Annotated in this window: 18 protein-coding genes; 16 read left to right on the forward strand and 2 right to left on the reverse strand. The window is 39.9% G+C overall.

Annotation, left to right across the window (positions count from 1 at the left end):
• Nucleotides 1–37: 37 nt before the first annotated feature.
• Nucleotides 38–1,591: a glycine--tRNA ligase gene (locus FN809_RS07705; protein WP_142532923.1), complete on the reverse strand. Its 1,554-nt coding sequence runs from the start codon at nucleotides 1,589–1,591 to the stop codon at nucleotides 38–40.
• 197 nt (nucleotides 1,592–1,788) lie between these two features.
• Here FN809_RS07705 and nadB point away from each other — a divergent pair, with 197 nt between their 5' ends.
• From nadB to FN809_RS07765, 16 genes are all read left to right on the forward strand, one after another.
• Nucleotides 1,789–3,363: an L-aspartate oxidase gene (gene nadB, locus FN809_RS07710; RefSeq protein WP_142532924.1), complete on the forward strand. Its 1,575-nt coding sequence runs from the start codon at nucleotides 1,789–1,791 to the stop codon at nucleotides 3,361–3,363.
• A gap of 19 nt (nucleotides 3,364–3,382) precedes the next feature.
• A complete protein-coding gene (locus FN809_RS07715) occupies nucleotides 3,383–4,660 on the forward strand; it encodes a glycosyltransferase family 4 protein (RefSeq protein ID WP_142532925.1) in 1,278 nt (425 codons plus the stop codon).
• Between the two features lies 1 nt (nucleotide 4,661).
• Complete coding sequence (locus FN809_RS07720) at nucleotides 4,662–5,411, forward strand: glycosyltransferase family 2 protein (protein ID WP_142532926.1); 750 nt, start codon at nucleotides 4,662–4,664, stop codon at nucleotides 5,409–5,411.
• 304 nt (nucleotides 5,412–5,715) lie between these two features.
• The gene (locus FN809_RS07725) at nucleotides 5,716–6,075 is read left to right on the forward strand and encodes a hypothetical protein (protein ID WP_185957492.1); all 360 of its coding nucleotides are present in this window, start codon (nucleotides 5,716–5,718) and stop codon (nucleotides 6,073–6,075) included.
• A gap of 33 nt (nucleotides 6,076–6,108) precedes the next feature.
• Nucleotides 6,109–7,275: an HlyD family secretion protein gene (locus FN809_RS07730; protein WP_142532928.1), complete on the forward strand. Its 1,167-nt coding sequence runs from the start codon at nucleotides 6,109–6,111 to the stop codon at nucleotides 7,273–7,275.
• A gap of 191 nt (nucleotides 7,276–7,466) precedes the next feature.
• Nucleotides 7,467–9,635 (forward strand): peptidase domain-containing ABC transporter, encoded by a 2,169-nt coding sequence (locus tag FN809_RS07735; RefSeq protein ID WP_142532929.1) that lies wholly within the window; start codon nucleotides 7,467–7,469, stop codon nucleotides 9,633–9,635.
• Between the two features lie 112 nt (nucleotides 9,636–9,747).
• Nucleotides 9,748–10,083 (forward strand): helix-turn-helix domain-containing protein, encoded by a 336-nt coding sequence (locus tag FN809_RS07740; RefSeq protein ID WP_142532930.1) that lies wholly within the window; start codon nucleotides 9,748–9,750, stop codon nucleotides 10,081–10,083.
• Between the two features lie 171 nt (nucleotides 10,084–10,254).
• Nucleotides 10,255–10,395, forward strand: coding sequence for a hypothetical protein (locus tag FN809_RS17730; protein ID WP_185957493.1), 141 nt, complete (start codon nucleotides 10,255–10,257; stop codon nucleotides 10,393–10,395).
• A gap of 105 nt (nucleotides 10,396–10,500) precedes the next feature.
• Nucleotides 10,501–12,288 (forward strand): MutS-related protein, encoded by a 1,788-nt coding sequence (locus FN809_RS07745; protein WP_142532931.1) that lies wholly within the window; start codon nucleotides 10,501–10,503, stop codon nucleotides 12,286–12,288.
• A 413-nt stretch (nucleotides 12,289–12,701) separates the two neighbouring features.
• Nucleotides 12,702–12,872, forward strand: coding sequence for a hypothetical protein (locus FN809_RS17735; protein WP_185957494.1), 171 nt, complete (start codon nucleotides 12,702–12,704; stop codon nucleotides 12,870–12,872).
• A 19-nt stretch (nucleotides 12,873–12,891) separates the two neighbouring features.
• On the forward strand, nucleotides 12,892–13,032 hold the full coding sequence (locus FN809_RS07750; RefSeq protein ID WP_142532932.1) for a bacteriocin: 141 nt from the start codon (nucleotides 12,892–12,894) through the stop codon (nucleotides 13,030–13,032).
• Between the two features lie 109 nt (nucleotides 13,033–13,141).
• Nucleotides 13,142–13,540: a hypothetical protein gene (locus FN809_RS07755; RefSeq protein WP_142532933.1), complete on the forward strand. Its 399-nt coding sequence runs from the start codon at nucleotides 13,142–13,144 to the stop codon at nucleotides 13,538–13,540.
• Nucleotides 13,541–13,612: 72 nt separating this feature from the next.
• Nucleotides 13,613–14,845, forward strand: a complete 1,233-nt coding sequence (locus FN809_RS07760) for a retropepsin-like aspartic protease (protein WP_142532934.1) — start codon at nucleotides 13,613–13,615, stop codon at nucleotides 14,843–14,845.
• Nucleotides 14,846–16,405: 1,560 nt separating this feature from the next.
• Nucleotides 16,406–16,528: a hypothetical protein gene (locus tag FN809_RS18065; protein ID WP_262709418.1), complete on the forward strand. Its 123-nt coding sequence runs from the start codon at nucleotides 16,406–16,408 to the stop codon at nucleotides 16,526–16,528.
• A gap of 114 nt (nucleotides 16,529–16,642) precedes the next feature.
• Nucleotides 16,643–16,822 (forward strand): DUF2964 family protein, encoded by a 180-nt coding sequence (locus FN809_RS18180; protein ID WP_221929384.1) that lies wholly within the window; start codon nucleotides 16,643–16,645, stop codon nucleotides 16,820–16,822.
• 335 nt (nucleotides 16,823–17,157) lie between these two features.
• Complete coding sequence (locus tag FN809_RS07765) at nucleotides 17,158–17,754, forward strand: phosphatase PAP2 family protein (RefSeq protein WP_142532935.1); 597 nt, start codon at nucleotides 17,158–17,160, stop codon at nucleotides 17,752–17,754.
• A 454-nt stretch (nucleotides 17,755–18,208) separates the two neighbouring features.
• Here the strand turns inward: FN809_RS07765 and FN809_RS07770 are convergent, their stop codons facing one another.
• Nucleotides 18,209–23,764, reverse strand: a complete 5,556-nt coding sequence (locus FN809_RS07770) for an alpha-2-macroglobulin family protein (protein ID WP_142532936.1) — start codon at nucleotides 23,762–23,764, stop codon at nucleotides 18,209–18,211.
• Nucleotides 23,765–23,998: the final 234 nt, after the last annotated feature.

Raw genomic sequence — 23,998 nt, forward strand, 5'->3', positions numbered from 1 at the left:
TTTTTATATTCACAAATCTTTTTCCTTTTATCGAATGCTAAACCAGTGATTTAAGCAAATTCTTCATACTTACCTTCTCCTCCAAAATATTATTCAGGTCGGCTATGTTTACACGTTCCTGTTCCATGGTATCGCGGTAACGGATAGTAACGGTATTGTCCTCCAGGGTTTGATGATCAACCGTTATGCAGAAGGGCGTTCCAATGGCGTCCTGACGACGGTAGCGCTTGCCTATGGAATCTTTTTCGTCGTACTGAAGGTTGAAATCGAATTTCAGGCTGTCTACAATTTCCCGTGCTTTTTCGGGCAAGCCGGCTTTCTTTAGCAAGGGCAATACGGCCATCTTTATAGGTGCCAGGATGGCAGGCAACTTCAACAACACACGCGTCTCCTTTTTACCTTTGGTATCTACCACCTCGTCTTCGGTATAAGCACCGGCCAAAATACTCAGGAACATGCGGTCTACACCAATGGAGGTTTCTACCACATAAGGCACGTAACTTTTGTTAAGTTCCGGATCGAAATATTGTAGCTTTTTACCCGAATATTCCTGATGCTGCGCCAGGTCGTAATCGGTGCGTGAGTGAATCCCCTCTACCTCTTTAAAGCCAAAAGGCATGCGATATTCAATATCAGTGGCGGCATTGGCATAGTGTGCCAGCTTTTCGTGGTCGTGAAAACGGTAGTTCTCGTCGCCCATCCCCAGCGATTTATGCCATTTCATGCGAAAGTCCTTCCAATACTCAAACCACTGCATCTCATCGCCGGGACGCACAAAAAACTGCAGCTCCATTTGCTCAAACTCTCGCATGCGAAAAATAAACTGACGGGCTACTATCTCGTTCCTGAAAGCCTTACCTATCTGTGCAATGCCAAAAGGAATCTTCATGCGTCCGGTTTTCTGAACGTTCAGGTAATTAACAAATATGCCCTGCGCTGTTTCGGGGCGCAGATAAATTTTACTGGCACCCTCGGCGGTAGAACCAATCTCGGTAGAGAACATCAGGTTAAACTGACGCACATCAGTCCAGTTTTTAGTGCCCGAAATAGGACAGGCAATTTCATAATCGATAATAATCTGTTTTAAATCCTCCAGATCGTTATTGTTTAATGCTGCCGAAAAACGAGTGTGTATCTCGTTTATCTTCTCCTGGTTGGCCAGCACACGCGGGTTGGTGCTTTTAAACTGGTCCTCGTCGAAGGACTCCCCAAAACGCTTTTGGGCTTTACTCACCTCTTTTTCTATTTTTACCTCAAACTTCTGTATTAAATCCTCGATAAGCACATCGGCACGATAGCGTTTTTTACTTTCTTTGTTGTCAATCAGCGGGTCGTTAAAGGCATCTACATGCCCCGAGGCTTTCCAGGTGGTAGGGTGCATAAATATGGCAGAATCGAGTCCCACCACGTTTTCGTTGAGTTTAACCATGGAATCGTACCAATACTTTTTTATGTTGTTTTTTAATTCAACACCCATTTGCCCATAGTCGTACACGGCACTTAATCCGTCGTAAATCTCGCTACTCTGAAACACGAAGCCATACTCTTTACAGTGGGCTACCAATTTTTTAAATACATCCTCCTGCGCCATAATATTTTATATAAGATATGAATAGATTAAATTTAATTAGCTCATCCTTTCCGGGAGCCGTCATTGAATATAAGTTGTTTGCGGATGCAAAAATAGTCCAAATTTCGTTTTTTCCGAATTATTCCCGATTCGGAATAGCTAAATAGCTATATTTGTTGCATATAATGCGATAAAATAAGGGGAAATACAATTTTGGTATGAGAAAAAAAGTTGATTTTCTGGTCATTGGTTCCGGAATAGCCGGTTTGAGCTTCGCACTTAAAGTGGCACCATACGGAAAGGTGTTGGTGATCAGTAAAACCAAGCTGGCCGAGACCAATACAGCCTATGCACAAGGAGGTATTGCCGCTGTAACCTATAAACCGGATGATTTTAAGAAGCATATGGAGGACACGATGGTTGCAGGTGATCATCTCTCGAATCCGGATGCCGTAAAAATGGTAATCGAAAACGCACCACAACAAATAAAACAGCTGGTGGAGTGGGGCACCGGTTTCGATAAAACCGAAGATGGAAAATACGATTTGCATAAAGAGGGCGGACATTCCGAATACCGTATCCTGCATCATCTCGATAATACCGGTCATGAAATACAACGTGCTTTGCTTGAAAAAGCCAGGCAACATCACAATATTGAGTTTGCCGAAAATTTTTATGCCGTAGATATTATCACACAGCACCATTTGGGCGAGATTACCTTTCGCTGGCGCACCGATGTAAAGTGTTTTGGTGCTTATGTGTTGAATGAAAAAACAGGTAAGGTAGATACCATACTGTCTAAAATAACGATGATGGCCACCGGGGGTATTGGGAATATTTACCAAACCACCACCAACCCTACCATTGCTACGGGCGATGGCATTGCAATGGTATATCGTGCCAAGGGGATAATTGAAAATATGGAGTTTGTGCAGTTCCATCCTACCTCCTTGTATAATCCCAAAGAACGTCCTTCGTTTTTAATTACTGAGGCCATGCGCGGTTATGGTGCCATATTAAAAAAAGGTAATGGCCAGGCCTTTATGGAAAAATATGATCCGCGCGGAAGTCTGGCTCCCCGCGATATTGTGGCTCGGGCTATCGACAGCGAAATGAAAAATACGGGCGAAGATTTCGTTTATTTGGATGTAACACATAAAAATGCCGAAGAAACAAAGATGCATTTTCCTACCATCTACCATAAATGCCTGGAGCTGGGTATCGATATTACTAAGGATATGATTCCGGTGGTACCCGCGGCGCATTACCTGTGTGGGGGTATCAAAGTGGATTTAAAGGGACGTACCTCGATACTTAATATGTATGCTGCAGGCGAGTGTTCTTCAACGGGTTTGCACGGTGCCAACCGCCTGGCCAGCAATTCGTTGCTTGAAGCCATTGTGTATGCCGATGTGGCAGCTGAAGATGCCGCGCGGCAGGTACGTACCATTAGGCATAAAACACAGATACCCAGTTGGAACGATGAGGGAACTACGCACAACGAGGAAATGGTGCTGATAACGCAAACCAACAAGGAAGTAGAGCAGATTATGAGCAACTATGTGGGTATAGTGCGATCCAACCTTCGCTTAAAAAGAGCCTTAGACAGATTGGAGCTGATTTATCGTGAAACGGAAACGCTTTTCGACGATTCCATCGTAACCAGGGAGCTGTGCCAGTTGCGTAACAAGATAAATGTGGGCTACCTTGTTATCCGTATGGCCATGATGCGCAAGGAGAGTCGCGGCTTACATTATACTGTAGACCAGAACAAGCTGCGTACTAAACGATAAACGCTATACATCATTTGCCATGAAAGTACTGATTATTAATAAATCCTTACACAAAGGAGGCGCTGCCATTGCTGCCAAAAGGCTGTTCGATGCCCTAAAAGGCAATGGAGTTGATGTGAAGATGCTGGTAGAGGAGGGAGCAGTAGATATTTCTGGCGAAGCGGAATATATAAAATGTATCGCCAACAGCAAGTCCAGGAGATGGAAAGCATTTTTTCGCTTTGCATTGGAGCGATTGTATTTTTTGCCCCACGAAAAAAACAAGTCCGTCCGTTATCAGTTTTCGCCGGCCAAGGTTGGGGTGGATATCAGCCGGCATCCCTGGGTGCAGGAAGCTGACATCATCCATCTGCATTGGATCAATCATGGTTTTTTGTCGTTGAGCGGATTGCAAAAGCTTTTTGCACTGAACAAACCCATTGTGTGGACCATGCACGATATGTGGCCTTTTACGGGTGGTTGCCACTACGCCGGTAATTGTAACAGGTTTACCAAGGCCTGTGGTAATTGTCCGCTGCTCGGCTCACCCCAACAGGACGATCTATCGGCAGGTAATTATCAGGATAAAAAAAATATATGGAACCAAGCGCACATACATGCAGTTGGTTGCAGTCAGTGGATGGCCAAGCTGGCACAAAAAAGCGGATTGATGCAGCAACAGCAGGTGAGCGCTATTCCCAATCCCATCGACACGGATGTTTTTAAACCCCTGAATAAAAAGGAGTGCCGCGAGGCATACGGCTTTCCGGCGGATAAAAAATTGCTGTTGTTTGGTGCAGCCAATATTAACGATCCCCGTAAAGGAGTGAAGCATCTGATACAGGCGTTGTCTGTTTTAAACCATAATCATCCGCATTTACGCAAAGAAATGGAGTTGGTGGTTTTTGGAAAGTGTAACGAACAGCTATTGAACAACTTGCCCTACAAGTGGCACAATATTGCATTTTTGAATGATGTGCATAAAATTGTGCGGCTTTATAATTGTGCCGATGCTTTTGTGCTTCCTTCGTTAGAAGATAACCTGCCCAATACCGTGATGGAATCGCTGGCGTGTGGAGTTCCGGTAGTCGCTTTTAACATTGGCGGGGTGCCCCAAATGGTACAATCCGGCACCACCGGATACCTGGCCAAGTCAAAAAACAATGATGATCTGGCACAGGGTATCTATCATATTTTGTATGAAAATGAATCCGAAAAACTACTGCGTTCGGCGCGGGAGTTTGTTATCCAAAATTACTCGAACAAAGTTATTGCACAACGCTACAACGCTTTATACACCTCGCTTTTTAATAAATAAAATGCCCACTCCTCCTAAAATATCCATCATCACCGTAGTGTATAACGGAGCCGCCACATTGGAAGCCACCATAAAAAGCATCGCTTGTCAAACGTACAAAAACGTGGAGTATATTGTGGTGGATGGAAATTCTACCGATACCACCCTCGACATAATTAAAACCTACGCTGAGGTTATTGATAAATGGATAAGCGAAGACGACAAAGGTATTTACGATGCCATGAACAAAGGTATGGACCTGGCTACCGGCGATTACTTGTGGTTTATGAATTCGGGCGACCGGATAGCTCAACCCACCACCCTGAAGCAAGCCATAGATAGTATGCCCGATGCGGATATTTATTATGGCGAAACCGTGATGATAGGCAGTGACGGAAAAGAAATAGGCGATAGACGATTAAAAATACCGGATTCATTGACTTTTGAGAGTTTTAAGCGCGGTATGCTGGTCAGCCATCAATCGTTTATCGTAAAAAGCAGTCTGGTACAACACTACGATGTAAAATACAATTACTCGGCCGATTTTCAGTGGTGCCTGCAAGCCATAAAAAAAGCTCAAACCATTTGTAACACCCGGTTGGTGCTCTCTGAATTTTTAGATGGCGGTTTTACCAAACAAAACATTGTACCCGGTTTAAAAGAACGTTTCCGCATCATGGTTCAACATTACGGACTGGCCTCAACTCTCTACCATCATGTTTTTATCGCCCTTAAATTTTTTGGTTTCGTAATACGCCATAAACGGTTTTAAAGCCTATTATTTATTCATTGTAGCTTTTATTACAACCTTTGTAATTTAATTAAGTACCAGTGCTGTATTTTTGTGCTTATTTAACGGAGTTGTCGAACGTAATTCCGTTATTATACACCCTAATTTACCTCTTCTTATTTAATTTGAACACTAAATTACTAATTATTTTTACGGTAATATGTTATTATTAATTGCTATACAATGCAGGTAATGAGTGCTTTGAAGTTTGTCACGCTTTTGTCACGTAAAAAAATTGCTTTTTAGTATTTATTTTTAGAGTTTTGCCTATGTATATATATGATAAATGCATAAAAATACGTTAAACGCTGTGATCATTAACATATATATGATGACCTTAAACGACAAAAGCGAACAAATTGACTTTCTGGCTACTTTGATCGTGAGAAAAAGAAACGGAAAGGCCTGCCAATTGGCCAAAAGAATTAACGTTTTGAGGAGCAAACTGTATGATATGTTTAATGACCTAAAACTATTGGGCGTTGATATTAAATACGACAGGAGGTTGAACACTTTTTATTATGGCAACAACCTACGGGTAAAGGTAAATATACCTATTGAGATTATTAGCGAAAAAGAAATAGGGACGATAAATGGCGGTAAGTTTTACCGATCTCCCTCTAAGGATTTACTTTTTTTAAACTGAGCTTAATTCTATTTACAGCATAAAACCTCTACGATGTACAAGCAAATTTTCCCTGCCGAAATAGTTCAGCATACCGCAGAGTATCAGTATGCAAAGAACGATAAGCCATTTATTTACATCTATCTTTCATTGATGCTTTTGTTACTGGGGTTTATTATTGTACTTCCTCTAATCCATATCGACATCACTACACAAGGTAGAGGAATTATTAAAACTCGCCTTGAAAGTAGTTCGATACAAACCGGTACATACGGATTGGTTGAGCACTGTTGGCTACGTGAAGGACAAAAAGTTTTTAAAGGCGATACGCTTTTAATATTGAACACGGATAATATTAAAGAGCAGATTAATCATATTACAAAATCAATTGCGGACAATAAAATTTTTATAAACGATCTAAGCAAGCTCATTCTCAATAAGCAAAAGTTACAATCGCCCAAGTATCGCCAGGAATTCATTCAATTTCAGGCAAAAGTGCAAGAGTACGACATAAAGCTAAAGTTATTAAAAAAGGATTTTGCTATGTCGGAACACCTCTTTAACGAAGAGGTAATTGCAGAAATGGAGTTTTTGCAAAAAAAGAGTGCTTATGAGACCTTGCTGGCCGAGAAAAAATTGTTTGAACGGCAAAAAATAAACCAATGGCAAGCAGAAAAAACAAACCTTGAATTTGAAAATAAAGAGTTGGCATCGAATTTAACGAAACAGGTTAAAAATGAAAAACAATATGTGGTAACAGCCCCCACCACCGGCACAATTTTTCAAACCAAGGGTATTCAATCAGGTAGTTTCTTATCACCGGGACAAGTTATAGCACAAATTTCGCCCGATGAAGAAATAATTGCAGAATGTTACATTTCCCCCTCCGATATAGGTTTTATTAATATGGACCAAGGGGTCAGTTTTCAAATTGACGCCTTCAATTATAATCAATGGGGACTTATTGAGGGTAAGGTGATCGGTATTTCTGAAGATATAATAAGTATCGATAATTCGCCGGTTTTTAAAATTCAATGCCAACTCGCTGCTAAAAATCTCCAATTAAAATCAGGGCATAAAGGATACCTTAAAAAAGGAATGACTTTAACGGGTCGTTTCTTTTTGAACGAAAGAACTTTATACCAATTACTGTACGACAAAATGGATGATTGGCTGAACCCCAACTTGGCCAAGCTAAAACCAATAAAGGGTTTAGCTTGACCAAGTTGCTCGGCAAAATTTAAAAACGCATATTATAAAATTATGAGGTTTAATATTAATGTTTTTTTCACGTCAACAACGATGCGTTTTAAATTTTGCTTACGTGCCTTTTCTCTAATATTCTGCCATTTTTTGGCAGAATATTAGAGAAAAGGAAACAACCCAATTAACCGAACTTAAAAAAAACAGCCATGTCGATAAAAATAAAACAAAGAGATATAACCGATTGTGGAGCAGCCTGCTTGGCTTCCATTTCCGAACATTACAAATTAAAATTACCGGTTTCTAAAATCAGACAAATGGCCGGGACGGATAAAAAGGGGACGAATGTTTTGGGCTTAATCAAAGCCGCTGAAAAATTAGGTTTTACTGCCAAAGGAGTTAAAGGAGGAAATGATGCGCTACCCAAGATTCCCTTACCTGCCATAGCGCATGTTATTGTAAAAGAAGTGCTGCATCATTATATTGTTATTTACAAAGTAAGTAAAGATGTTGTTGAATATATGGATCCCGCCGATGGACAGATTCATAAATTGTCTGTTGAAGAGTTTGCGAAAATATGGACGGGGGTGTTGGTACTGATGGTACCCAACGAAGATTTTACAACGGGGAATAATAAAGTTTCAAATATAAAACGATTTGTCTTTTTGCTGAAACCTCATAAAGGTATTTTATCGCAAGCGCTGGTCGGTGCTATCCTTTACACCGTTCTTGGACTTTCCACATCCATATACATCCAAAAGATAACAGATTTTGTATTGATTGATAAAAATAGCAATCTGCTAAATCTCCTAAGTGTTGCGATGATAATAATTTTGCTCTTCCAAATTTTTATTGGCGCTGCAAAATCTATTTTAATGCTGCGAACCGGACAAAAAATTGATGCCCAGCTTATTTTGGGCTACTACAAACACTTGCTAAAACTCCCTCAGCGCTTTTTTGATACCATGCGTGTGGGCGAAATAATTTCGCGGGTAAACGATGCGGTAAAAATAAGGGCATTTATAAACGACACGGCCATTTCGTTAATCGTAAACATTTTTATTATTGTATTCTCGTACAGCCTGATGTTTGCTTACAGTTGGAAACTGGCATTGATTATGACCCTTATCCTCCCGCTATACGCCATCACCTATGCCATCACCAACAAGCTGAACAAAAAACGGGAGCGTAAGCTAATGGAAAACGCCGCCGAACTCGAAAGCCAATTGGTTGAATCGCTGAACTCCGTTAAAACCATTAAGCAATTTGGTTTAGAAGGTTTTGCCAATATTAAAACCGAAACACGATTTATCACTTTACTGCAGTCCATCTATAAATCGGGCATCAATTCCATCTTTTCCGGCAATTCGTCCGAGTTTATCAGCCGCTTGTTTACCATCATACTGCTATGGAGCGGTTCCTATTTTGTTATACGACAAGACATAACGCCGGGAGAGCTTTTATCCTTTTATGCCTTGATAGGATACCTTACCGGGCCCGCAAGTTCTTTGGTAACGATGAACAAAACCATACAAAATGCTTTGATAGCTGCCGACCGCTTGTTCGAAATAATGGATTTGGAAAGAGAGGATGACGAGAATAAAATTGATCTGCGCGAAGATTTGATTGGCGACATTCAATTCGAAGACCTTGATTTTACCTACGGAACACGAACCGAGGTGTTTAAGGGTTTTAATTTGACCATACCCAAAGGCCGGCTAACCGCCATTATTGGAGAGAGCGGTTCCGGTAAAACCACTCTGGCTTCGTTACTGCAGAATTTATATCCAATTAACAAAGGTAAAATAAGCATTGGGGATTGCAGCATCAATTACTACACCAACAGTAGTCTGCGTAAGCTTATTGCTTGTGTGCCCCAAAAATTGGATTTGTTTGCCGGTAATGTAATCGAAAATATTGCCGTGGGGGAGTTCAACCCCGATATGGAAAAGGTGCTCGATATATGTAAATGCATCGGTATCCTACCATTTATCGAAAGCCTGCCCCAAGGTTTTGGTACCTACCTGGGCGAAAACGGCGCCAGCCTGTCCGGCGGACAAAAGCAGCGCCTGGCCATTGCACGTGCCTTGTACAAAGACCCGAAAATTTTAATTATAGATGAGGCCACTTCTTCGTTAGACTCTGAATCGGAGGCCTTTGTACAAAATGCCATTGATAAGCTAAAAGCAGATGGAAAAACCATTATTCTTATTGCGCACAGACTAAGCACGGTAATGAACGCCGATAAGATAGTGGTGCTTCAAAACGGAAAATTAATAGAAGAAGGCACACACCATAAACTGTTCGATAGCAAAGGAAACTATTACCAGATGTGGCAAAAACAATTTCCAAAAGCAAAAGAATTGGTCATGCGGTAAGGTCTATAAAGATGGGGAATTTATAAGTTAGGTTTAAACTATCCCAATAAACAAAACTCGCGTACTTTTCCTAAAACAATTTAAAATAACAGAACACTTAAAAAACATAACCATGGCAAAACTAACCAAAACCATTGAATTAATGGAACGTATTGATAAGATGATAGCAAGAAAGGCAACCGGCTCACCACAAGAACTGGCCGAACGCTTGAATATATCACGAGCCTCGCTTCATAGGGTAATCGATGTAATGAAGTTTTTTGGAGCACCTATTGAATACCGCATTTCAAGTCAAAGTTATGTTTATACATGTGACGTTGCTTTTTATTGTGGCTTTTATGCAAAAAAGCTATCCGGAGAGGAGTTGCAAGCGGTTAATGGCGGCTTTGCGAAATTCAAAACCTTAACAAATATTAACACAATGCAGGGGCTCAGTCTCAAAAAATGAGACTGGTATGTTTTAATATTGTATCTGTAACGTTACGGTACCGGAGTATTGTTTTTCAAATGCCGGTATAAATACCCCGATGGACGTCCTTGCAAAACAGTTCCACCGGGGCGCAGGATTATCTCCTGCACAAAATTAACTTTTTTATTAACAATTTTAAATTTTGTGATTATGAAGAATTTAAATGATTTGGGCGTTCAGGAAATGGACGTTAGAGAAATGAAAGAAGAAAATGGAGGAACTTTTACGTTTCTTAACTGGATTAAAATCAGTAGAAGTTGGAGAACCGACTATGATTACTATAATGCCTAACATAGTCCATTGAAAGTTAGTATGGCAATTGTTCATTAAGTTGAACAATTGCCATCTATCATGGATAAGTATTAGTTTATTAGTGCAATAGTTAAATGGTTTAATATGAAAGAAAAAGCTCGCTTGGTTTATACAACAGAATTGGAAAAAACAAAGAAAGAGATTACTTGTAGGGAGATAAAAGATAAAAACAATGGGTATTTTAGACTCGTATTGTTTTTATTAATAATAAGTTGTAGTTTTTTTCTTTCAAAATATTTTTACATATGTGTTACAATTCTATGTGTAATATTCACCTGTATTGTTGTTTCCAATCTTATAAACAAAAATAAGCTGAATTACCATAAAGCCCTATACAAATTATACAATTTTGAGCTGAATCATAATTCAACAAAAATAAATTTGTTCGACAATGGCTTAACTTATATTGACCCTAAGCATCTTTATTCTAACGATCTGGATTTATTTGGCAAGAACTCCATTTTTGAATTTATAAACCGATGCCATAGTGAAATTGGTTCCAAGACTTTGGCCAATTGGCTTCTATATCCGGGAACATCGAAAGTTATCAAAGACAGGCAGTTGGCAGTAGAAGAGCTTTCCCAAAAATTAGAATTCAGAAAAAAAGTTGGTGTATCAGGAATTCTAAACACAGAAAATAAGCATATCCAAAAATGGAGAGGGGATCCTGAGTCGGTTAGAAAATTGCGTATAATAAAATTTAAAGGATTAGCACTTTCAATTATTAATGTTAGCCTTCTGTTTATTTCAGTAATTTATGGTGTTGTACTTCCCTTTTTTGTGATAAGCATTACCTTTTCATATTTCTATATGTATAGTTTTCAATGGAAAAAAATTGAAACTTTATATAAAGAGATTTCTAAGTTAGATGGTGACTTAAAATATTTTAGAAAATATATCGCTGCTATAGAAAATGAAAGTTTCTCAAGTGTATTGTTAAATAACCTAAAAAATGAGATAAGCCTAAACAATATATCAGGAATTAAAACAACTAAAAAATTACAAAAATACATACAGATTACTGATTTAAGACTCAATTATGTATTCTTATTGTTCGTGAACACATTTTTTTATGTCGACATATTGATGCTTTATAAAATTGAAAAATGGAAATTAGAAAATGGGAAACAGCTTACAATGTGGCAAAAAATCATTGGTAAGTATGAAGCATTAATGAGCTTATCCATTCTTCATTTTAATAACAACTGGTGCTTTCCTACAATTGCTGACGAATTTAATATTGAAATTGTAAATGCAGGTCACCCTTTAATTCCTGTTGAAAAATGCGTAACAAATAGTTATAAAATGGACGCATTAGGACGTGTTGACATATTAACGGGGTCAAACATGTCCGGTAAAAGTACCTTTTTGCGCAGCGTTGGGGTTAATATTGTACTTGCACTTGCAGGGGCTCCAGTATTTGCGGTAGAAATGACAATATCTCCATTGCAGTTAATGACGTATATGCGCATTGAAGACAATTTACAGGAGAATACATCAACATTCTATGCTGAGATCATAAGATTAAGGACTATTTTAGAAAATATTAGAAATAATAGCTATTCATTCTTATTACTTGATGAACTATTAAGAGGAACAAACAGCAGCGATAAAAAGCAAGGAAGTATTGCTATTATTGAACATATATTAAAAAACAATTCATCTTCAATAATTGCCACCCACGATTTATCAATAGCTAAACTGTATGAGGGCACAAGTAATGCAATCAGAAATTACCATTTTGACATCAAGGTTAACAATAAAACAATGAGTTTCGATTATAAGTTATGCACAGGAATTTGTAATTCAAGCAATGCAACTCTCTTGTTAAAAGAAATAGGGCTTAATGTGCCTAAAAAACCTGCTATATAATTTTATTTTCTTTGCTTGAGCTTCGCTTCATAGGGTAATCGATGTAATGAAGTTTTTTGGGGCACCTATTGAATACCGCATTTCAAGTCAAAGTTATATTTATACCTCCGTAGTCGCTTTTTACTGTGGTTTTTATGCAAAAAAGCTATCCGGAGAGGAGTTGCAAGCGCTTAATGGCGGCTTTGCGAAATTCAATACTTTAACAAATATTAACACGGCGCAGGGGTTCAGTCTCAAAAAATGAGACTGGTATGTTTTAATATTGTATCTGTAGCGTTACGGTACCGGAGTATTATTTTTCAAATGCCGATATAAATACCCCGATGGACGTCCTTGCAAAACAGTTCCACCGGGGCGCAGGTTAAGAACCTGCACAAAATTAACTTTTTTATTAAATTTTAGATTTTGTGATTATGAAGAATTTGAATGATTTGGGCGTTCAGGAAATGGACGCTATGGAAATGAAGAAAACAGATGGTGGATTCAATTATTTGGTATTGCAAGTTGCAATCTGGGCCGTTGGGGAATACCATGATATGAAACGAGGATGTGAAGATGCGTTAAGGGAATGGGCAGAACAATAACTTTAAAAAAAACATTAAAATGAAAGATTTAAACGAAAAGGAACTTAAAACAATTAATGGAGGTAGTCAATTCGGTTATTACCTTGGTTATTATTGGACTAAAGGAATGACTAAAATTATGGATGGTATCGACTGGGTTAATGAACAGGTAGGTCTGTAGTTAAAATAAAATAATAGGGTAATTTTTTTTACCCTATTATTTTATAGCGTAACAAGTTAGGTTATGTTAAATTTTTGAGCGTAGTAGGTGTATAATTAATACATTATAAATGGTAAAAGAAAAACAAAACGTATTGTCGATTGCTGGATTGGTGGCTTCGATTACTTTAGTGACATTGTTTTTTAAAAACAACATTAGTGACGTGCTCTATGGGAAGAATGAAAGTTACAGCACTATATTTTTATATGCGGCCTTGTTACTTTATGCTGCCATTACGTATTATTATAGAAGAAAATCAGCCAGTTTAGAGTTTACAGAAAATAATGAGCGTAAGTCAAAAAAGCAGGTACAGTATAACTTGCAAAAAACAGTTTTGCTTATAGTGGTTTATTGGATCTTGCTTATCCGCTATGCTATTACAGCGGAGTACATTGATTTGGCGGCGGTATTTATAGCGCTTGCTGCAATTGCATACGGTATGTGGCAACACGTCTCATCAAGAAGTTAGCGCTATTAAAAAAAATCGATTGTTTTAAAAACTACGATTTGTTTCGCCATCATAATAAGATGAAAAGTTGCAATGCTAAAGAAAATACTGTTAGGAATTGGCGTGTTGTTACTATTGGTTGTTATTCTAATTGCCGGGGTAATTTACAATACGATATCTCAATTCAAAAAACTCGATCAGGGCGAATTGGTTACACAATTTGTTACTGATACCATACCCTTTACCTATTCCGCATCCGGTCATATTATAATACCTGTTAAAATTAATGGCAGTAAAAAAGCGTATTCTTTCATTTTAGATAGTGGTGCTTCAAATTTTGTTTTCAGTAACACCCAGGCCGGATGTAAATTGGAAAGCAGTGGGTTTGCCATATCAATGGGCTCAAAAGAAAATGGGTTCCTAACCAAAATTAGGAAGATTAACGCGCTGCAAATTGGAGGTTTGGAGTTTGTGAATCTAAACGCAAAAGAAACTGAGATGAATTTCGATTGCATGGAGGAGGTTTATGGTTTGATGGGGACAGGCCTCATGCGCCATTTGGTATGGCAATTAGATTTTGATAAACAGGTTATTATTGTTGCAAAACGTTTGGATGAACTCAAGTTTCAAGATGATAAAATTGAAATTCCGCTTTACGAAAACAAATATGGGCATCATTTAAGCACACACGTAAAATTTGGTAAACAGGAAAAAGCAAAAGAGCTTATGATAGACTTAGGAAGTAATAGTACTTTATCTCTTAAAGAAAGTTCTTTACTTATGGACTCTTTAAATCTCAAAAGCAAGAGAATCAATGGGATGGCAAGTCGGGGTTTAGGAGAGCATGTTAAGGAAATAACATCTGTTTACAGGTACTATTTACTGGATAGCCTACTATTTAACAATTCACCGTACTTGGCCAAAAATATACCCATTGGCACAAGTACGAATAGCCTAAACCTACTTGGCCTTGGCTTTTTTGAAAAATTTAAAACTACCATTAGCTGGAAAGATAAGATATTGATATTGGAACCATACGGCAGTATTCCAGATTTTATATGGAAGACCTCGGGGTTTTCAACCAAGTACGATAAGGAAATGAATAAAGTTCTGATTGGAACTGTTACTGAAAATACGCCTGCTTCACGAATGAAAATTCCGTTACATGCAGAAGTGGTTTCTATTGATAAGTTCTCATTTTCCGATGCCGCATCATACTGTAATTATAGAAATAGTACATTGGTAAATGATACTACCCATTTAAAAATTAGAGTGGATGGTTTGATAAAGGAATATCAATTAATTAAAGAGTCCATTTTTAACTAACTACTTAGGATGAAAATCAGCAAGACATGAATATATTAAAAAAAAAGACTTTTATCGAAGGCTTAATTATTGGTTTAGCACATGGTATTATTGTCGGAATAATACATTTCTTTATTAACTAAGGAGTATTCGTTATAAGAAGTAAAAAATTATAATCATAACTAAGATGGACAGAAGCTAAGATGGACAAAAACAAAAAACTCAAATTAAGAATTGTACTTATTGTAGCAACTGTGTTTATCAGTTACTATTTCTTTTCCAATTGGGATTATTTCAAGTCATTGATTTTCTCATTTTAATGTGATTAGAATTATAAAGAAAATAATTTTACCTTCCGATAGGATTGAGGTGTTTTTAGAAAGAGATATTAAAGAACTTCCAGAGATAAAAGTATCTGGAAGTTATGGTTTTAAAATGTTTTCATAATACTCCCAAAATACCTACAACAAGCTAAGGGAAAAATATTTATCAAGGTCGTATTGGAGTGGTTTCGATATTGTCAACAATGACACAATTTGCCAAGTTGACATAGATTTTGATGTTAAACAAAAAAGCCTAAATAAATTAGGCAAAGAGGCGTATATGCAGCTTAGAAAAATTCAGGAGCGCATAGTATATAAGGTTGATAAGTACACAGAGGATTGGGGATTAAACTATCGGGTTAGAGTTCAGCCTCCTGAAAATAACTTTTTAATATATAAAGATTTCGTGAATGAATATGTATGTTTGATACAAGAGGATTCTATACGAATCAAGTCGTATTTTTACCCTAAGAGTTCTGTAGAGAAAGGTTATAACAATATTGAGGTAGCTATTTGGAAAAACAATTTATGTATTGATTATATTGCTTCGTGCACAGCCGGGTCGAAACAACAATATACAGGCAAGGGAACTGTTTCGGGCAATGATATTTTCATTACTTGGATTTATCATTGTTCTTCCTCTAATTCATATCGACATCACTACACAAGGTAGAGGAATTATTAAAACTCGCCTTGAAAGTAGTTCGATACAAACCGATACATACGGATTGGTTGAGCACTATTGGCTATGCTATAGGTTTATTTAGGTAAAATGTAAGTCCTTTGATAACAAGGAGCGAATAAGATTTAATTTTCGCTCCCCTTTAAATAATTAAAATGCTAAAATATCTATCATTTATGTTGAGTTTTGTAGGATTACTGGTTATCCTGCTTTCAATCTTTGTTTTTGAAATAGTACCGCTTATGTTTGCCGGGGTCGTGTTGATATCAGTTTCACTTTTCATGGGACTTAGGTATTCAAAAAAATAGCCTTTAGTAATCCACCCCCGATGCAAAGATTAAGTCTGGTTTTGCTGTTGGTTGTGCCATTGCTGCTTTTGCTTATAGAATAGGTCAAGCTTTGGCCATTATGTACGATTTGGGTTTGGACGGAACTGCATATTTAGATACCACTGGAGGTATTAATGCGGTATGCGATTGGTTTTATTGATTTAAAAATTGTGGCTATCTTATCTCGGGATTACATGTACTTTTAACCTATAAAAACGTATTGAGATAGCCACTTTAAATTTTATTTATGAATACAAAATTAAAAGACAAAAAGGCAGTTGTAATTATTGGCATCAGTTTTATTTTGTTCTACTATTTGTTCTCAAATTGGAATGACCTCGAACAATTTTTAAAAGAACTGCTAAAATAGGGCGGGATTATGCTTTACAGCTTATGCAGCAGGTTATATGACAGACAAAGCACTTTTTTAAACGAACAACCATTGGGGGTAATTACCTCCAATGGTCTTTATTTTTTATAAGATATGAGATATATTAAAAGAATATTATTAGCTATTTTAATTATTTTAAATGTAATAATGATAGCAGCAACATTTATAGTATATAAGCAGGATAGAGAAATGATTTATATTGTTTTCTGTATAACCATTTGTATTACCTCAATAGTTTCAATGCTTCCTCTTTTCCTAAAAAAGGATTCTTAATTAGGGCAATTACTTTATACCTTCCAAAACCGAGGACATTATCATTTTGCAGGAACGCTCCGGATTTTTCATCGGTCGGAAAAAAGCAAACGAAAAAATATCAAATGCAGATATCCAGTACAGCATCAATGGCCAGCCAAGTTTAAAAAGTGGACTGAAAAATAAAAAATGGAGCGTGATGGTGGGGATTACGATGAAAATGTAAAGTTTTTTGATGTAAGTTGATGGTTTTTCTTATTGTGACTATATTGAGTTGTTGATTTTATTAAAATTTTCACCAAAAACTAAATCAGACGGTATTGATAGACCTGGAAGTGGTTTAACAAAAAATAAAAATGGGAAGCAAATTATCCTATTATATGAAAATATTGTTGGGCATAATAATGAGTATACTGCTTTATGGCGTAGTAGTTTATGCACAAAGTGACGCTTTAGGACACGAGAAGTGGGAATATGTATTGGAAGACTCAGGTGATATTTTACAAATTGCCATTCCTGTTTCTGCGGGGCTGATAACACTTTTAAAAGAGGATTATAAAGGAACAAAAAGTCTGGCCTTGTCGTATGGAACAACTTTAGCGCTATCCTATACTTTTAAACATATCACTAAATTAAAAAGACCCGAAGGAAGAAATAGGTTCGATTCTTTTCCATCGGCACACACCTCTTCTGCATTTTCCGGTGCTTCTTTCCTGCAACGAAGATATGGATGGAACTATGGATGGCCTGCCTACTTATTAGCCACCATTGTAGCGGTTAGCAGAACCGAAGGGCCGGATGGGTACCACACAGTATGGGATGTTTTGGGAGGGGCTGCAATGGGAATCGGGAGTACCTATTTATTTACCAAGCCGTATGAAAACCCAAAACTGGAATTTGGATTATCTGTAAATAGAAGTTCCCGGATTCTTACTATAAGGTATATCCTATAAAAGCTTAATGCTTTCGAAAAACAGAAGATGGATGAATCGAACATGTAAATCTAATTACAAGCATCATCTCACAATAAAAAATAATCCAGTGTTTTAATGAAGAAATCGGGACGAGCGGCATGGAGTCAGTGGTCGGCATCGGGTATATTGGCCAATTGAGCCGAGGGGAAATACTTGCGTACCCCTTGCATGTCCTCGTCCTGTACGTAAGGTGAATTGGCACCTCTTATCACCACTACTGTTTTTGTGGTGGAAATTTCTCCAGGGCGTCCAACTCGGGCACCCCATTCATTATTTTATCGAAATTATCCTATATGACTTTATATTTTTTTAATTCAAACTAAAGGATTGCCATAAACTAAGGTTTGCCACAATGATACGCTACGGGTGTGTTAGCATAATTGCAAATACCCTGCTAATTAATAAGCATATCAAAAGCACTTTGCCTTATTTCCTACTCCTGCCCCACAACCTGTACCCACCGACCTGCCTTACGGGCAGCTATCTGGTTGTTGTACATGGCCTGGCACGATACCGAGGGCAGGTAATATCGTCCTTGGTAAGTGGCGTTGAGCAATACCACAAAAGTAAGGCTTTGATTACGGCCCAGATCGAAATAGGTATAAACACGGTCGTCGCGAATATCACGGTAATCGGGCGTGCTGACCTCAAAAACGGATGGCGTATCTTCCATGCGGGTGTTTCTTATCTCCCAGCCCGAGGGGAAAATCTGTGTCAGAGCCATATCGGTATACCGCGACAGTTGGCCGGGGTGCGTAAGGGTGACCGCCGCCATAAAATCGGTTCCCTGGGGCAGGTTACTTACATCGATGGGCTCGCCGGCCAGCGTGGTGTATTTTACACTCATTTTAAGGTTGGCACTTTCGCTTACGGAATCGCTCTTAAAAGGGGTACCCTCTAATATCAGGCGGGCAAACATCACGCCGTCTGCGTGGTTCTCGAATGTTACTTCACCTTTGGTCGGGATGGTAGCCGCTAACTCAATTTGGTTTACGGGTTTGTCCGATGATATTTTTTCCTTGCTGATGCCCGTTCCATGATAGGAGTAAGCAACCCGGGAGCTACCGGCATTGCCTGCCAGCTTACTAATGGCCATGAGTGAGTAGGCGGTGGTCTGCGTACTCATCCAACGTTGTGAGCTCAGCTGTTCGGCTATCTCCTTCATCAGCGGAGCGGCCGTATTCATTCGGTTCAACAGGACGAGCGTTTCTAATATCATGGCCTGGTCGCGTGTTGCAGAGCCGTAGGAGTAATAAAAGTAATCAGATCGGTCCGCCACCTCTACGCTTTGATTTTCTATCAATTCGGCAGCCACCTCCTTTTGTCCAATAAGAGCGTAGGCCGCTGCCAATCGCCATCGGGCATTGGAGGTAAGTGAGGCAATGTTTCGCATCCGGTTCATGGCGCTCTTGTTGGGCTTTTCGGCCAGGGCCAGGGTATATAAACGATAAGCCTGGTTCAGTTGCTTGTATTTTTCTTTGTCCGAATAAGTCCACTTGTTGGCTTGCCTTGTTTGGTAATTAACCCATTTGTTTTTAAAGTTGATGGGCAGGCTAAATCCTTTTTTTTCAGCCTCCAACAAAAAATGGCCGGCATAGGATGTTCCCCAATCGTTGGCCTTGGTATGGCCCGGCCAATAGGCAAAGCCACCATCGGTATTTATAAATGTGGCTAGACGGCTAATGGCTGCTTTAATGTTCTTTTCGGTATACGCCCGGGTGTTGTCGTCGAGCTCCATCACGTTTTCGAGGAACAGCTGCGGAAAGGCGATGCTGCTTATTTGCTCGGAGCAACCGTGTGGGTAGCGTAGCAGGTATTTTAGCCTCCGCCCAAAATCCACCGGAGGGATAGATGACACCTCGATGGTAGCCTTGTTAGTACCTTCCATGCCAATCAGCGCGTAGGGGATGCTGCCGCTCTCGTTTCTTTTAAGCATTTTACTGATGGACGTAACACGCGGCGGATTGGGGTTACGCACCTGTATCTCTATCTCGTCTGTTGCCGTTTCCGAACCCGACCGGGCTATTATTTTAACCCTGCCCACACCCAGCATTTCTGGTATTTGCAAGGTAAAAGGTACAACCTTATCTCCTTCCTTATTAAAAGTAACGGTTCGTTTATTACTTTCTATTACGCTGAGCAAATTATTGGTTTCAACGCTCAGTTCTACTTTTTTAATATCCTTACGCATAGCAAATACTGTGATGGGCAGCTTAACTGTTTCGCCCGGACCCAATACCCGAGGCAGGGTGGCCAGTACCATCAAAGGCTTTTTGACGGGTGTGGTTTTTGCTGCGTTGCCGTACGTCCGCTCGTTGCGGGCTACCACCATGGTGCGCACAGAGCCGATGTATTGGGGCATCATAAATTCATGGGTCTTGCTTCCGCCTTTTTTCAGTTCAAAGGGGCCAAACACTTTTACCACGGGCTTAAAACGGTTGGCATTGGGGTCGTTTTGCTGTTGTAGTATATCCTCGTCGCCACCTATGCTGAACACTTTTTCTACCTGACCGCCATAGGCGCCTATCACCTGGTTGTATATATCCCAGGTGCGCACGCCCAATGCCTCGCGTGCATAAAAATGATTCCAGGGCGCAGGAGTTTTAAAGCGTGTCAAATCCAACAGGCCATCTTCCACCATGGCAATGGTATAGGTCATGGGCATACCATTTAGTTCGCTCACTTTAATTTTCACCTTCTGCTCGGGCTCAAGCGTTTCGGGCATATCAATGATGGGTTTCAGATGGGTTTGGGCATCCTCAACCAGCAATGGCGTTACGCCATACATGCGTATGGGCAGGTTATTGGCCGTTTGGGCGTGGGGCTGCAACAGTGTAACATGCACATAAATATTGGGTGTCATTTCCTTGGTCACCTCAAAATTAAAAGCCGTAAACTCCTTCTGCGTGCTTACCCAATATTCTCGGATGATGCTTGTGCCATTCTCAATGCTCACCAAAGCCCTTCCGCCTTCGGCTGAGGCAAAATTAACTTCTGCTTTTTGGCCTACACTGTATTTTTCTTCGGAAGCAGAGAGCGTGAGCATGGATGCCGCTTCGGGGTTGTCGCCCAAGGGTTTCGTGGCATATCCCGGCCAATCTATATAAACGGTTTTGCCGCATACGTGTCCGCTGGCCCTATCGAATACCCGGATGAGGTAACGCCCCCAGGCGGGATGCTCTATTTTAAAGTCGAAACTGCCCTTGCCATCCCGGGTGCTCAGGGTGCCTGTGTGCACCACATCCTGGGAAGAAGAAGAAACATAACGCGCCAGATTGTCGGAGCCCGACTCCCACCACCAGCGCCAGTTGACTTTATAGACAACATACTTTAATCCGCTTTTGGATATGGGGTTCCCCTCACTATCCACGGTGGCCACTTCCACCGTATGCCTTTTATCTGTGAGCAGCATGCCGCGCTTATCGCCCTCGGGTGTTTTAATACCCACGTACGATGTGTAAGGGCTGTACGGGATGGAGAACCTGTCAATACTAAAATCGCCGCTCTGCTCAAAAACACGAGTTCGGAACGAAGCCCTTAACATGCCCGGTGCCTGGTCGCTCGCCTCCAGGTTGCCCAGTATGTTGGCCCGTCCCTCGGCATCTGTTTTCCCTTCAAAAAAGGTAATTTCTTCACTGCTGAATGAACGGCTTGGATCGTCGAAGGAGAAGTTTTTATATCCTTTGAAATGTGTTGGCATGGATGTTAAAGTGGCGGTAACGATGGTTTTTAAATTTTTCGCCACGGCGCCGTGCAGCCATTTCACTTCCATATCGGCTTGGATAGTGGGTTTGGCCACTGAAATCATGTCCGTACCAAAGTCCATATCAATTTTTAGACGATTAGGCTTCACCGTTTCCACCTTCAACGTTTTATTAAAGGCCGTTCCGCCCACCAGAAAGCGGGCTTGCCAATTCCCGGTGGGGGCATCATCCTGCGTATCTACCTTAAACAGGTACATATTGTTTACGCCATCGCTGCTTACCAGGCGTTTAACCAACTGGCCGTTGGGATTGGAGAGCTCAAAGACTACGGGGTGGTTCCCGGGCAGTTTGTTGTCCCTGTCTTCTAAAATTAAAGAAACGAACAAGGTATCACCGGGTCGCCATACGCCACGTTCGCCGTAGATGTAGCCCTTCAACCCTTTATCGATGGTCTGCCCGGATACATCGAAACGGCTTAGCGAGAGGGAAGAGCCTTCATCTAAACGTAGGTATCCCCTTTGGTTTTGGTATTTGGCTATTAGCAAGAAAGGTTGCCTGGTTACATCTAATCTGATAAACCCCTCATTGTTGCTTTTTGCCGATGTTATCAACTGATTCTGGTAATTGTAAATTTCCACCTCCGCATTGGCCAATGGCTCTGTAGTTCTTAGATCGGTAAGAGCCACTACCATCGCCTTGTCAGTACCTTTTTTGGCAATGATGCCGATGTTGGAGGCCAGGATGTTTCGCGAGGCAAAGCGCCTGTTATGGTAATAGGCTTTTTTGCAGGGGTCGTCCCTTTCGTTCCAACTGCCATAATAATAGTAATCCTGGTCGTAGTAGCTATATCCATAAGGGCCATCGTAATAGGCCATTTCCAAATCGGTAATTTCGTCGGGATTGGTCAGGGGTGCTGTATCATCTTCCGTATCTTCATCGGCACAGGGGTAGATGGCATTGCGGCGGGCAAAGTGAAGTTCCACTCTATAAATAGCACCTCTATCCACCATTATCAATCTATCCAGATCGATGGAAAAAGTGTTCCATTTATTCAGATCCAGGGTTCGGTCGGTATTGAGAGGAATGGTTTTTTTAAGCACCAACCGGCCGGCTCGTTTTAACTGGCTATTTCCGTCGAGGGAATTTTGTTGCAGAAAGGAAGCAATATTGTTCTCATATATCTTTATAATCTGAACCTGCACTTCTTTTAAACTAACCGCTTTAAAAGGGATTGTTAAACCCGATGATTCCGGAAGAATGGTGCCTTTGCCCAAAAATTCTACCTGGGGTTTGTTGCTTGTAAAAGTGAGCAGAGCCGTTTCTTTTGCCTTGTTTTTGATACCCAATATGTTTTCGATACCGGGATGTATAGTCACCTTCACATCGCCGGTCATAGAGGTATTGGGATACAGATTAAGGATGTTGTTATCTATTTCGGAAGTAAAAAAAGTGTTGTTGTCCAACTCTACCAATCCGGATAGGTCCTGCGTAGGGTTCAAGGGGTCAGTAAAAGAAATTTCGATGGCTTGCCGGGGCTCGAAAACCGTTTTGCAGGCAAGCAACTCAAAGTCATTGATAGAGGGGATTCTAATTTTTTTAGATTCATTTAAATCTACACTAATGGGTTCACCGCTCACCCTTATTTGCACAGTGCTGGGTGAGCTGCTGCGCTTAATGTGATGCAGTAAAAAGGGATAATTATTAGCTGTGGCCGGTGCCAGCCATTCCACCTCTAATTCTTCGCCTTTTTGCCTGGCCGTAATCACTTTATGTACTTGATTGATATCGGCATCATCGGCTAAAACAAGTGTGCCACCCAGCTTATTGTCGGATAGGTCTGTGTTTTGGTACGGCGATACCTGCCCCATATCTAACCTAATGTTTTGGCTTAGGGTTTGGAAAGTAAACTCAAAATCCTCGGCGCTGTCCTTAAATACCTGCTTCAATTTTACTTGTACCTTATAAACGGTACCCCCTTTCATTCTCTCCTTTGCTTTAAATGCAAGTGTTTGATTATCATTCCAATAAAAATCTCCTTTTACCGATGGTGTTAGCTTCATTATGCTCGTTGAGGCGGGTTTACCCGCTTGGGCCTCCGCTATATGCTCCGAAAAGCGAACTATAATCTCGGCCCGGTTGGATACCATACCTGAGGTAAAAGCAGCAACTTTAGGGTTGTACTTTACTTTGTGAAGCTGCTGCACTTCTTTGGTTTTTTGTCCGCATCCGAATAGTAACAGGCAAGCAAATAAAAAGAGGGGACGCATAATGTTTTTGAGTAGCATAAGGTGGTATTTGAGTGAAGATAAAAGTTGGATTTTTGAATATCGAAAATTAGCAAAAGATATTTGAAACAAGAATAGGTTTACCGCTATATTTTAGCGGAGAAGCAAAAGACTTATTAAAAGCATAGTTCATGAACGAAAAAGTTTTTCAGCATAATTTAAATCGTTTAAATGAAGGTTAATTTGTAACCGACTTTTTACCTGTCTTATTCAGAATGTTTTTAAATTAAGGGG

It is taken from the genome of Saccharicrinis carchari (assembly GCF_900182605.1).
Lineage (GTDB): Bacteria > Bacteroidota > Bacteroidia > Bacteroidales > Marinilabiliaceae > Saccharicrinis > Saccharicrinis carchari.